Here is a 12,820-nt window from a genome sequence, read left to right on the forward strand (position 1 = left end):
GGCGTCTGAAGGCCGCTACAGGTGCCTTGCCGTGACCTCTGGGTTGCGGGACGGGTGAGTAGCTCGAACCGTTGCCGAGAACGGGGATCAGCCGGTTGCGGTCCGGTTGTGAATCGTCAGGAAAGGGCCAGGATCCGGTCCGCGTAGAGGGCGTGACTGTGGTGGGCGAGGACGAAAGCCCGGCCCCGGTCGCGCTGGGCGGTCAGGGCCGCGCTTCGTGAGTGCAGCTTGCGTACGGTGTCAGCCAGCTCCCGCGTCTCGGCGTAGACGGCGGCGTCGCCGAACGTCGCCCGGTACCGCGGCGGCAGCACCACCACACAGCCGGCGGCCAGCGCGGCGAGCACCGTGGGATCGGCGTCGGCGGGCGTGTCCTCGCCGGGCAGGGGCAGGTAGAAGTCGAGCTGGCCGAGGAAACAGCGCAGGTCCAGGTCGCCGGGGCGATAGACCAACCAGGACCGCAACCCGTCGGGTACGCCGCTGCCACCGTCCAGCAACCGAAGGTCGATGGCGGGGTCGGCGGGCAGCTCGAGCCGCAGCCGTGCCCACTCGCCGGGCTCGCAGCGCCGCCCGGCCACCGGACGACCGCCCGGCGCCGGTCGCCGGTCCAGCCGCCAGTCGTCCGCGACGACCGTGCCGGGCAGGTCCACCGGGGTGAGGGCGAGCCCGTCCGGCCGGGCGGCGAGCGCCTGGCGGGTGTGCGGGCCGGGTGGCGCCCACTGCGGGTCGGCGGTGAAGAGGCGGCGGGCGGCCGCGACGCAGCGGCGGGGTGCCACGGCCGCGGCGGCGCTGATCTCCAGGACGACCCGGGTGGCGCGGATCCCGCTGGGCAGCTCGGGCGGGTGCCGCAGCACGGTCGGGTCGCGGACCACGACCAGCCGGGCACGCACGTCGTCGGTGAGGTCCACCTGCTCGGCGAGGCCGTCGTTGATGGCGTGCTGGGTGGTGCTGTCGAGGTCGGTGGGACCGGTCCGGGCCCGGGCCGGGTCGTCCAGGTGGAGCAGGGCGACGCGCAGGCCGCGGGACTTGAGGGCGTGCAGCTGGCCGAGGCCGGCGTCGGGGCGGGTCCAGTCGGCCACGAGCACCACGTCGTAGGCGCGGCGGCCGCGTCGTTCCAGCAGCGGCCACGGGCGGCACGCCGCCGCCGCGGGCCGCCGGTGCCACGCCCGGTACGCCGACCGGTAGGACCGCAGCGCGGCGGCGAGGCGCCGGGGCGTCTCGGAGCGCAGCAGGGTGAGCACGTCGGCGAGGGGCAGCACGTCGAGGCGGTCGGCGTACTCGTCGTCGCCGCCGTGCCGAACCTCGTCGAACAGCCCGGCGCCGCGCCGGACCAGCAGCGGGCCGCGGGTCGCCCGGGTCACGGTCAGGTCGGCCGTCACGAGCAGAGCCCGGCAGCTCACCCCGGCCCGGTCCGGTTCGGCGCGCAGGGCGGCCACCTGGAGTTCCAGGCGGGACGGGTGGGACCAGGCGTCCGCTTCCTGGAAGGTCAGGTAGTCGCCGGTGGCCTGGCCGAGGGCGACGTTGCGGGCGGCGTACACCCCGGTGTTGGCGGGCAGCCGGATCAGCCGGACCCGCGGGTCGAGCTCGGTGGCCTCGCGGAAGAGGTGGTCGTGTCCGTGCGGCGAGCCGTCGTCGACCACCAGGATCTCCTGGTTGGTCCAGGTCTGCACGGCCAGCGAGCGCACCGAGGCGATCAGCTCCGGCCCGGGGGCGTACGCGGTGACGATGCTGGAGACGCGTTCGGCGTCGCCGACCCGACGAAGGACCGGCGTGGTCCGAACGGCCTCCAGTACCTGCCGCGCTTCCATCACCCAATGATCAACTACCGGCGGAGAGTTTCGTCCGAGACTCGCGTGTCGTTCAACCAGGTGTGAACCGGGTGCTCCTGTTCGGGGACGTGACCGACCGCCTGCTCGCGGTGGCCGCGCGGCTGCCCGCCGGGCTGGATCCGGTGCTGCTCACCGGCTCGGCCGTGCTGCCGCGGGCGCCGCTGCTGGTCGAACATCTGCCGGAGACCACCCGGCCGTGTCGCGCGACGCTGCTGCGCGACCGTCTCCGTCACCTGATCGAGCTGCACGGGATCGGAACCGTGGTGCTCGACGGTGAACCCGAGGACGGGCTGCTGGCCGCCACCGCGGATCACCCGGACGTGTCCTGGCGGTGGCTGCGCTCCTCGATGTGGCGGCGCGGGCAGGGTTTGCGGTGGCGCGGGCGGTCGGCAGCGTTCGACGCGGTGCTGGAGCCGGGCGAGTTCGCCGCGGCGGGCGACGAGGGCTGGACCGTGTACGACCGGGACGGCGTCACCACGGTCGCGCCGATCACCGCGCTGGACCGCGCCGACCTGCTCGGCCGCGAGGCCGCCCGGGCACGACTGGGGCTGGGCGAGCAGCCGGCCGTGGTGTTCCGCGGGATCACCACCGACGTACCGGGCTTCACGCCGATCGAGCCGGACGCCGTGGCGCTGCGAGCCGCCGACCTGGCCGTCGCCACGGCGAGCTACACCGCGTACCACGAGCTGCTGGCGGCGGGGGTGCCGACGGTGTTCGTACCGGATCCGGGCGCCGGACCGGACGATCAGCTCGCGCGGGCCCGTTTCGCCGCCGCGGCCGGCGCCGCGCTCTGCGCCGAACGGACCGCCGACCTGGATCACGTGCTGGCGCTGGCGGTCCGGCCGGAGGTGCGTGCCGCGCTCGCCGCCCGCTGCGCCGAGGTGGCCTTCGAGAACGGCGCCGCCGCGGCGGCCGCCTGGGTAGGAGCCGCGAGATGACCGAGGAGCGGCTGCGCCGGGAACTGGCCGGTGCGCGCGCCGAGCGGGACTGGTGGCGCGCCCGTGCCGCCGAGCCGCGGCCGGACGCGGTGGAGGTGGTGGTCGCGACCGGTCTGGACGCCGAGCAGCTGCGCGGGCTGACCGCGCGGCTGACCCGGAACACCGGCCCGGCCACCGTGGTGGTCACCGACTGCCCGGAGTTCCGCCACGCGCGCGCCGCCGGCGTGGTTCTGGAGTATCTGCCGGACGCGACCACCTGGCGGCGACACCGGCCGGGCATACCCTGGGACGAGTTGCTGACCCGCCGGCTGACCCGGATCTTCTTCGACCACGGGCCGGGTCACACGGTGGTCGTCGATCCGGATCCGTCACTTGCGGACTGAACGGGTCGTTGCCCAAGCGTGACCGGATGGGCGAAGTGGCGAATCGCGGTCGCCGCGCCCGTCGTGGTACTGGCGCCGCTGATCGCGCTGGCGCCCACCGCCGACCACCGGTTCAACATCTACTGGCACGGCGGCATGTTCCGGGACCGGCCGTGGGCGATCGTCACGCACACCCTCGGCACCGCGGACACCTACCTGCGGCTCGGTAACTTCCGCCCGCTCGGGCGCATCCTCGAGAAGACGCTCGACCTGCTCGTCTACCTGATCAGCGACGTGTTCGGCCTGCCCGCGAACGTGGGCCTGCGCCTGGTCTCGTTCGCCACCGCGATCGCGCTGACCCTCGCCGCGACGCTGCTGGCCGAGTCGGTCGTGGCCTCGTCCGGCGGGCCACCGTCCCAGCTCCTGGTCATCGTGCCGTTCGCGGTGAGCGGTGGATTCGTGGCGGCCACCGCGTCCAGCCCGGCGGTGCTGTTCGGCGGCCTGTACTTCGGATCGGCGACGCTCGTGCTGCTGGTCGCGGCGGCGGTGTGCCGGGTACGCCCGGACGGCGTGCCCCACCGGTGGCGGATCGTCCTGCTGGTGCTCGGCGGGGCGTCGCTGGCCTGCGTCAACGAGATCGCCTGCCTGGCGCTGCCGTTCGCCACCGCGGCCGCCCTCATCCGGTCGCGGATCCGGCCGGCCGGGCGCCGCACGGTGGTCGTCCTGGCCGCGCTGTGGGCCGGATTCCTGCCGGTCTTCGTCGCGGTGCGGGTGGTGATCCACGGGTTCTGTGCGGACGGCGGCTGCTACCGGCTCTCCGACATCACGCTCGGCCCGGCGGTCCTCACCACGATTCCGGTACGCGCCACCGCCTGGGCGCCGCCGCTGATGTGGGAGGCGGCGATCCGTGGCACCCGCGGCTCCTGGTTCGGCGTGGTGCCGGTCGTCGCCGTGCTCGCCCTGGGCGCGCTGGCCTGGCTGGCGATCCGGGAGCTGCCCCGGCTGTCCAGGGTGGACCGGCGGGACGCGCTGGCCCTGGCCGCGGTGGCGACGTCGCTGATCCTGCTCGGGGCCACGCTCGCCGCCCTGAACGCCGAGATCCAGAACTACCGCGGGCCGTGGGGACTGGGCTGGCGGGACACGGCCGTGACCGCGGCGGCCGGGGCGATCCTGCTCGTGGCCGCCGGTCACGCCGCTTCCCGGCGTACCCCCGCGTGGGTTTTGATCGTGGTCTTCGCCCTGAGCGCGACGGTCGGCGCGGCGGCGAACAAACGCTTCGCCGACCGTTTCTCCGCCGCGCCGCGGGCGATCCTGGCCGACCGGATCGCGCAGGAGATGGCCGCCTTCGACGCCTCGCCCGCCGGCGACGCCCGCCGCTGCGCCCTGCGCGCCGAGTTCCGCGCCGAGCACGCCGACGCGTCGTTCTCGCTGGCCCGCTTCGACGAGTCGCTGGACGTCGCGGCGCGGGAACTCCAACGCGTGCCGTTCTGCCGAGGGGCGGCCCGGTGAGCCTGCTGTCGGTGGTCGCGCCGGTGCACGACGAAGGCGCGGGGGTGGACCGCTTCGTGTGCCGGCTCAGCTCGCTGCTGGGCGCGATGCGGTACGAGATCGTGCTGGTCGACGACGGCTCCACGGACGACTCCTGGGACCGGATCGCGGCACTCGGCCGGCGCGACGACCGGGTGCGCGGCGTGCGGCTGTCCCGCAACTTCGGCAAGGAGCAGGCGGTGCTGGCCGGGCTGGAGCACGCCGACGGCGACGCGGTCGTGGTGATCGACGCCGACCTGCAGCACCCGCCCGAAGCCATCCCGGAGATGCTGCGCCGATGGCGGGACGGCGCCGACGTGGTGTCCGCGGTGAAACGCAACCGTGCCGGTCAGGGCCCGTTCACCCGGCTGGCGGCGCGACTGTTCACCGCGTCGTTCACCCGGCTCACCGAGGTCGACCTGATCGGCGCGACCGACTTCCGGCTGCTCTCCCGCCGAGCCGTGGACGCGCTGCTGCGGCTGCCCGAGCACGCCTCGTTCTTCCGCGGCACCAGCAGCTGGATCGGATTCGACCGGGCCACCGTCGAGATCGACGTCGCGGAACGGGCGACCGGCGGATCCCGGTGGACGGCCCGGTCGCTGTTCCGCCTCGCCGTGAACGGCCTCACCTCGTTCACCACCGCGCCGCTGCACCTGGTCACCCTCGGCGGCCTCGCCTTCGCCGCCTTCGCACTGGTGCTCGGCGTGCAGACGGTGATCCGCTGGCTGCGTGGCGGATCGCTGGAAGGTTTCCCCACGGTCATCCTGGTATTGCTGGTAATGGGTACGTTCATCCTGCTCGGTCTCGGCATCATCGGCGAGTACCTGGCGCGTATCCACGACGAGGTCCGCGGCCGGCCGCGATACCTGGTCCAGCAACGTACGTCCGTCCCGGGGGAGAACTTTCATGGGCTCATCGGCCACCGCCACCTTCGCCGAGATCGGCGCGGTGACGCCACCGACGGGTACACCGGCACGTCTGGGCACGGCGGTCGTGCTGGGCGGCAGCATGGCCGGGATGCTGGCCGCGCGGGTCTTGGCCGACCACGCCGACACCGTGGTGATCGTCGAACGTGACGCCCTGTCCGGGGCCGCTCCCCGGCACGGCGTGCCCCAGGGCAGCCAGGTGCACGCGCTGCTCGAGGGCGGCAAGCAGCAGCTGGAACGCTGGTTCCCGGGCTTCACGTCGCGGGCCGCCGCGGCCGGTGGGGTGGCGGTGCCGACGGCGAGGTTCGCGTCGTACACGGCCGGGGTCCGCAAGGTGCCCGGCACCGAGCTCGACCTGCTGTGCTCGACCCGGCCGTTCCTGGAGAGCCGGGTCCGCGCCGAGCTGATGGAGCTGCCGAACGTCAAGATTGTCGCCGGTCGCGTCACCGGGCTGGAGTTCAGCGCCACCGCGGTGACGGCCGTGCGGCTCTCCGACGAGCGGGTGCCCGCCGACCTGGTCGTCGACGCGATGGGCCGGGCCAGCAGCCTCAGCTCCTGGCTGGAGGCCGCGGGCTGGGACAAGCCGCCGATGACCCGGGTGGTCACCGGCGTCAACTACGCGACCGCGTTCTTCCGCCGGCCGCCCGGCGGATACGAGATCGACGCGTCGCTGGCCATCCAGGCGCCGGACGCGTACCTGCGCGGCGCCAACTTCACCCCGGTCGAGGGCGACCGGTACATCATGATGGTCGCCGGGGCCGGGGACGACCGCCCCGGCAGCACCACCGAGGACATGATCCGGCGCTGCCTCACCGAGCTGCCGGCGCCGTTCGGGACCGTGGTCTCCGGCGAGGTGGTCAGCGACGTCACCACCTACCGCCAGGCGGACAGCCGGCGGCGGGACTACGCGGCCTGCACCCGCCTGCCGGCCCGGCTGATCGCGGTCGGCGACGCGGTGGCCTCGTTCAACCCGATCTACGGCCAGGGCATGTCGTCGGCCACCCTGCACGCCTCCTGCCTGTCCAGGTACCTGCACTCCGGCGCCGACCCGGACGCGCCGGCGACCAGCTTCTTCGACCTGCAGAAGGTCGTCGTGGACGCGGCGTGGGGCATCTCCACCTCCGGCGACAAGGCCGAGGTGTCGCTGCCCGACCGGCTGCGACGCTGGCTGGTGCGGCAGGTCGTCGAGGCCACCGTCACCGACATCGAGGTCAACAAGGCCTTCCAGTCGGTGATGCAGATGGAGACCCACCCGACCGTCCTGGCCCGCCCCGACGTGGTGTGGCGTTCCCTGCGCGCCCGCGGCAACCCCCGCCCGGCGCCGACACCGCCGCTCGCACCGACCGGCGGCCGGCCGTAGACATCAGTCGAGGCGGGGGGCCAGCTGCGGGGCCAGCAGGCGGGACCAGGTCGCCGTCATGTGGCTCGGGTCTCGGAAGACCAGGACGTTGCCGACGATGACCGGGCACGCCTTCGCCGTGCAGAACCACGGTGTCGGGTCGATCACCGTGACGCCCTTGGCGCGGAGCTTCAACGCGATCGCCCGGCGGCGGTCGGGGGAGAGCAGCGCCACGTCGGCGGCGACCACGCAGGCGTGCGGGTTCTTCGGGTGCAGGGACAGACATTCCAGCGGCTGACTGCTCTGGTACGGAGTGTCCTCCAGCAGGAACAGCCGGGCGCCGCTCGAGCTCAGCCGGTCCGTGGTCTCCGCCCAGCCGGCCAGCCACGCCCGGTCCGTCCACGTCGGATCGGTGAGCGGCACACCGGAACCGTCGACCACGGTGCCGCCGGCCGCCGCCGAGGCCATGAAGACCCGCGACGGCCGCAGATCGGCGATGGCCGACCACGCCTTGCGGCGCCACGTCATGCACTCGTTGAACGGGCGGTTCAGCTTCACCTGGAAGATCCGGGTGGCGGCCGCCGAGCAGGCGTTCTTGGTCACCACGACGAGCCGCCAGTTCCGGTCGCGGGCGATCACCTCGAGGGCCGGAAACCAGTGCGCGGCGTGCGAGTCGCCGTACAGCACCACGGTCTCCGAGGACGCCACGTCGCCGTACGCGCAGGGTTTGCGGACCGTGTCGTCGGTGAGCTCCGACGAGCAGCCGTCCGGGTAGAGGCGCGGCAGGTCCTTGCCGGCGGTGCGCAGCGGCGGCGTCAGGTTGGCGGGGACGGCCGGCGTGCGGACGCCTTCGGCCAGCCGGTCGGGTGCCCACGCGGTCAGGACGGGGGCGCGGTAGGCGGTGGCCGGCTCGGCTTCGACGCGGGTCGCGGCCAGGTAGCCGGCGGCGGCCAGCACGGTGACGGCCAGACCCGCGGCCAGGGTCGGCCACGGCCGGCGGCGCAGCGCGGGCAGGCGGCGGATCGGGTTCTCCACCAAGGCGTACGTGAGGGACGCGGCGACCAGGGACGCCGCGGCGAGAGCCAGCTTCACCGGCAGCGTCGCGGGCACGCCCAGCGCGGCCGGGCCGATGACCAGGAACGGCCAGTGCCAGAGGTACCAGGAGTAGGAGAGGCGGCCGACGGCCTGCAGCACCGGTTCGCGCAGCAGACCGGACGGCGCGGTGATGCCACCGGCCAGCACGGCCACGGCGCCGGCCACGGGCAGCGCGGCCGCGTACCCCGGGAATGGGGTTCGTGCGTTGAGAAGGACCGCCGCGAGCGCGATGGCGGCCAGGCCGGCCGCGCTCAGCGCCGAGGCGAACCGGCGGGGGAACCGGGGCGCCAGCACCGCCACCAGCGCGCCCGCCCCGAGCTCCCAGGCGCGCGTGTGCAGTCCGAAGTAGGCCCATGTCGGGTTGGCGCCGGTCTGCCACAGCGACACCGCGAACGAACCGGCGACCACCACGCCCAGCGCGATCGCCACACCGCGCCGCCGGCCCGCCGCCCACGCGGCCAGCAGGAGCAGCGGCCAGACCAGGTAGAACTGCTCCTCCACGGCCAGCGACCAGAAATGTTGCAGCGGGGACGGCGCGGTCTCCGCGTTCAGATAGTCGGCACCGGTCGCGGCCAGCCGGTAGTTGACGCTGTACAGCGTGGCGAACAGGCCGTCGCCGGCGATCTGCGGCGTGCGCAGCGGCGGCAGCCAGTGCGCCGCCGCGACCACGGTCGCCGCGGTCACCAGCACCGCGGCGGGCAGCAGCCGGAGGAAACGGCGGGCGTAGAACCCGGCAACCGACAGCCGGCCCGACCCGGTCACCTCGCGCGCCAGCAGGCCGGTGATCAGATATCCGGAGATCACGAAGAACACGTCCACGCCGACGAAACCGCCGCCCAGCAACGGGACGCCCGCGTGGTAGAGCACCACCAGCAGCACGGCGACCGCGCGCAGGCCCTCGATGTCGCGGCGGTGGCCGGTGGCGCGAGGCGGGCTACCGGTGGGCGGCGCGGCGGCGGGCTGCCGCGGGACGACCCGGGTGACCGTCACACGTACTCCCAGGTCAGCTCGATCGGTCGGGGGCGCGGGAGCGGGGCGGCCCGGCGTTCCCACGGCGCGGCGAAGGGCAGGAAGGCCGGGAGGAAGTCGGCCACCAGGGCGGCCTGCTCGGCGGCGACGTCCGCGTCGGCGTCCACGTCGTTCAGGCAGAACGTGTCCAGGTGGCGGTCGCGCATCAGCCGGGCCAGCCGGAACGGTGTGTGCGGCGAGGCGAGGTCCAGATAGGCGTACGCGATCGCGCCCGGCGCCGCCCGCCCGGTCAGGTACGCGTAGTACTGCTGCAGCGAGGACAGCATCGCCACGTCGTCGGGGTGCCGGAACCGGTGCCCGGCGGTTGCCGCCACCTGCTCGGCGAACCGGTCGGCGATCTCGGTCAGCACGCTCCGCCGCGACGGGTGCGGGGTGTGCATCATCCGGTGGGACAGCACCCGGCCGAACGCCTCCTCGATCAGCCGCCGGTTGTTCTTCCCGGAACTGGCCGTCGGGGCGTCCGCGACCTCCCGCGGCAGCGAGCCGATCCGCGCCGTCGACGGGAAGAACCGGGTCAGCCCGCCCGGCGTGAAGAACATGTCCGGCGCCACCGGGCGGCCCAGCAGCACGTCGTCGTTGAGGTAGAGGAAATGCTCGGCCAGGCCCGGGATGTGGTGCAGGCGGGTCTCGATGGCCTGCGAGTTGAACGTGGGCAGTGCGCCGGTCGTACCGAAGATCTCCCGGTGCGCGACCACGGTCACGTCCGGGTGGGCGGAGTCCAGCCAGGACGGCACCTGATCGTCGGTGACCAGGAAGATCCGCCGGATCCACGGCGCGAAGCAGTGCACCGACCGCAGCGCGAAACGCAGCTCGTCCCGGGAGGTGTACCGGGACGCGCTCGCGGCCTGCGGATGCGCGGCGGCCCACGGGTTCGCGGCGAGCGCCCGGTCCTTGCGCCGCCGCCAGTCCGGGTCGGCGCCGTCCACCCAGGTGAACACGGCGTCCACCGGGAAGCGGATGCGCTCCGGCGCGGCCATCGTGAACACCCGCCGGGTGCGGTACGGGGTGCGGTGCGGGGCGCTGTCGAACGGCGCGCTGTCGAACGGCGCGCAGAAGTCGCCGAAGGCCGATTCGAACGCCGTCACCGCCCGGTCGTCCTTGGCCACCACGTCGGCCACCGGGTTGCTCCGCGGCGCGGTCAACGTCCCGTCCCGCTCCAGCCAGAACTCGACGTCGCAGCCGAACTCGTCGCCGAGCACCAGGCCGCCGCCCGGGTCGGTGACCGGCCAGCACACCCGCCACACCAGGCCGGACCGGCCGAGGCGGCGCAACCGCCCGGCGCCCGGCAGCGTGACGTCCCGCAGCAGTGGCAGCACCCGTTCCCGGTCCGGTTCCGGTACGGCCACCGCGGTGTGCGTGAAGGACGCGTTCGGCACCCGGAACCAGTCCACGCCCGCCGCGGAGAGCAGCTCGGTCACCCGGTCGACGTTGTCCCGGCGCACCTGTGCGGGGCTGGCTGCCGCGACCGACCGGGCGGTGACGGGGCCGTTCGCCGTGCGTACCCGGAAAAGCCCCGGACCGGCCGCGCGCGGAAGCGGGCCGATCGGCGGAACCACCCGCCGGGCCAGCCGCAGCCGCCCGCCCGGCGCCGATCGCGGAAGAACGTGCCGCTCGACCACCCGGAGCAACCGGCGGCGCAGCGGCCACGGCGCGCGTCGCAGGATCCGCCGCAGCCGCACGTGTCGCCTCCTCCGCCCCCGGTGTCCGGTCTCAGACGCCTCAACGGGCGCGCGGGGGGCGAGGTTGCGGTCGATATCGACCCATCTGCACCGGAGACCCCTACGGGTACGGTCCGGCGAAAGACCGATGCGCGCCCTTGCGCCCGGGGCGCATGGTGGAGTCCGGTGCCCGCTTTTCGAGCGGGCCTGGCTTCGGAGGGCAAGTCATGGGCAAGGGCATCGCATATCTGGTGGCCATGATCGCCGGTGTGATCGTGGTGGGGTGGGTCGCGGTCAACGTGCTGCACTTCCTGCTCGGCTGGATCGGCTACCTGATCGTCGGCGCGCTGGTGGTCGGCGGCGGCGTGTGGGTCTACGGCAAGGTCAAGAAGGAGATCGCCCCCGGCACCCGCACCCAGCGGCGCATCGAGGCGGCCGCGAAGACCTATCGGATGCGGAACCGGTAGCCCCGGCGTCGCCAGGCTAGGCTTGCGGTCGTGTTCGACAACCTCAGTGACCGCCTCAACGGCATCTTCACCAAGCTCCGCGGCAAGGGGAAGCTGACCGACGCCGACATCGACGCCACCTCGCGCGAGATCCGCCTTGCGCTGCTGGAGGCGGATGTCGCCCTGCCGGTGGTCAGGTCGTTCATCACCTCGCTGAAGGAGAAGGCGCGCGGCGCCGACGTCTCCCAGGCGCTCAACCCGGCGCAGCAGTTCATCAAGATCGTCCACGAGGAGCTCATCGAGATCCTCGGCGGCGAGGGCCGGCGGCTGCAGTTCGCCAAGCAGCCACCGACCGTGATCATGCTGGCCGGCCTCCAGGGCTCCGGCAAGACCACGCTGGCCGGCAAGCTGTCCCGCTGGCTCAAGGGCCAGGGCCACCAGCCGTTGCTGGTCGCCTGTGACCTCCAGCGCCCCAACGCGGTCAACCAGCTCCAGGTGCTGGCCGGCCGGGCCGGGGTGGAGATCTACGCCCCCTCGCCCGGCAACGGCGTGGGCGACCCGGTGCAGGTCGCCCGCGACGCCATCGACGTCGCCCGCCGCCAGGCGAAAGACATCGTCATCGTCGACACCGCCGGCCGCCTCGGTATCGACGCCGAGATGATGCAGCAGGCCCGCGACATCCGCGACGCGGTCAACCCCGACGAGGTCATCTTCGTCATCGACGCCATGGTCGGCCAGGACGCGGTGACCACCGCGGAGGCCTTCCGCGACGGCGTCGGCATCACCGGCGTGGTGCTCTCCAAGCTCGACGGTGACGCCCGCGGTGGCGCGGCGCTCTCCGTCCGGCACGTCACCGGCGAGCCGATCCTCTTCGCGTCCACGGGTGAGAAACTCGAGGACTTCGACGTCTTCCACCCCGACCGGATGGCCAGCCGGATCCTCGGCATGGGCGACGTTCTGACCCTCATCGAGCAGGCCGAGACGGCCTTCGACGAGGATCAGAAGGAGAAGATGACGGCGAAACTGCTCGGGGGCGAGCAGTTCACGCTGGAGGACTTCCTCGAGCAGTTGATGGCGGTCCGCCGGATGGGCCCGATCGCCAACATCCTCGGCATGATGCCCGGCATGGGCCAGATGAAAGACCAGCTGGCCGAGCTGGACGACAAGCACTTCGACCGGGTCACCGCGATCATCCGCTCGATGACCCCCGGCGAGCGCACCAACCCGAAGATCATCAACGGCTCCCGCCGGGCCCGCATCGCCAACGGCTCCGGCGTCACCGTCATGGACGTCAACCAGCTGCTCAACCGCTTCACCGACGCGCAGAAGATGATGAAGCAGATGGGCGGCATGATGGGCCTGCCCGGCGCCGGTGGCCGTCGTAAGGCGACCAAGAGCCCGAAGAACAAGCGCAAGGGTACGAAGGGCGGCGGTCGCGGCCCGCGTCCGGGCGGTCTGCCCCGCGGTGGCGGCATGCCGCAGCTGCCGCCGGGCTTCGACCCGAGCGCCCTGGCCGGCGGGGATGGCGCCCAGGGTCTGCCGCCGGGCTTCCGGCTGCCCAACCTGGACTTCAACAAGCTGACGCGCCCGCCCAACCGCGACGACGACGACAAGAAATAGGCGGGAGACAACTAGTCTCATGTCTAGTAGCATCGGCGGCACCCCTCGTGAGGA

The 12,820-nt window shown here is 73.3% G+C and carries 9 protein-coding genes; 6 read left to right on the forward strand and 3 right to left on the reverse strand.

What is annotated here, in order from left to right:
• Window positions 1-116 precede the first annotated feature (116 nt).
• Window positions 117-1,805 carry a glycosyltransferase family A protein gene (locus tag QSK31_RS09315; protein WP_285682838.1) on the reverse strand — a complete coding sequence of 563 codons (1,689 nt, stop codon included), beginning with the start codon at window positions 1,803-1,805 and terminating at the stop codon, window positions 117-119.
• A 71-nt stretch (window positions 1,806-1,876) separates the two neighbouring features.
• Here QSK31_RS09315 and QSK31_RS09320 point away from each other — a divergent pair, with 71 nt between their 5' ends.
• From QSK31_RS09320 to QSK31_RS09335, 4 genes are read left to right on the forward strand one after another with little or no spacing between them, the layout of a single operon-like run.
• Entirely contained in the window at window positions 1,877-2,764 is an 888-nt protein-coding gene (locus QSK31_RS09320) for a glycosyltransferase (protein WP_285682839.1), read from the forward strand.
• Window positions 2,761-3,147, forward strand: a complete 387-nt coding sequence (locus QSK31_RS09325; RefSeq protein ID WP_285682840.1) for a hypothetical protein — start codon at window positions 2,761-2,763, stop codon at window positions 3,145-3,147. Before QSK31_RS09320 ends, QSK31_RS09325 begins: the two co-directional genes overlap by 4 nt.
• A gap of 18 nt (window positions 3,148-3,165) precedes the next feature.
• Complete coding sequence (locus tag QSK31_RS09330; protein WP_285682841.1) at window positions 3,166-4,635, forward strand: hypothetical protein; 1,470 nt, start codon at window positions 3,166-3,168, stop codon at window positions 4,633-4,635.
• A complete protein-coding gene (locus tag QSK31_RS09335; RefSeq protein WP_285682842.1) occupies window positions 4,632-5,729 on the forward strand; it encodes a glycosyltransferase family 2 protein in 1,098 nt (365 codons plus the stop codon). Before QSK31_RS09330 ends, QSK31_RS09335 begins: the two co-directional genes overlap by 4 nt.
• 1,213 nt (window positions 5,730-6,942) lie before the next feature.
• On the opposite strand, the gene QSK31_RS09340 is transcribed toward QSK31_RS09335, so the two are convergent.
• Window positions 6,943-9,003, reverse strand: a complete 2,061-nt coding sequence (locus QSK31_RS09340) for an acyltransferase family protein (RefSeq protein ID WP_285682843.1) — start codon at window positions 9,001-9,003, stop codon at window positions 6,943-6,945.
• Complete coding sequence (locus tag QSK31_RS09345) at window positions 9,000-10,721, reverse strand: stealth family protein (RefSeq protein WP_285682844.1); 1,722 nt, start codon at window positions 10,719-10,721, stop codon at window positions 9,000-9,002. Before QSK31_RS09345 ends, QSK31_RS09340 begins: the two co-directional genes overlap by 4 nt.
• A gap of 206 nt (window positions 10,722-10,927) precedes the next feature.
• Here QSK31_RS09345 and QSK31_RS09350 point away from each other — a divergent pair, with 206 nt between their 5' ends.
• Both QSK31_RS09350 and ffh read left to right on the forward strand, forming a co-directional pair.
• Window positions 10,928-11,167, forward strand: coding sequence for a hypothetical protein (locus QSK31_RS09350; protein WP_285682845.1), 240 nt, complete (start codon window positions 10,928-10,930; stop codon window positions 11,165-11,167).
• 30 nt (window positions 11,168-11,197) lie between these two features.
• Window positions 11,198-12,766, forward strand: coding sequence for a signal recognition particle protein (gene ffh, locus QSK31_RS09355; protein ID WP_285682846.1), 1,569 nt, complete (start codon window positions 11,198-11,200; stop codon window positions 12,764-12,766).
• Window positions 12,767-12,820: the final 54 nt, after the last annotated feature.

It is taken from the genome of Actinoplanes sp. NBRC 103695, assembly GCF_030269485.1.
Taxonomy (GTDB): Bacteria; Actinomycetota; Actinomycetes; order Mycobacteriales; family Micromonosporaceae; genus Actinoplanes.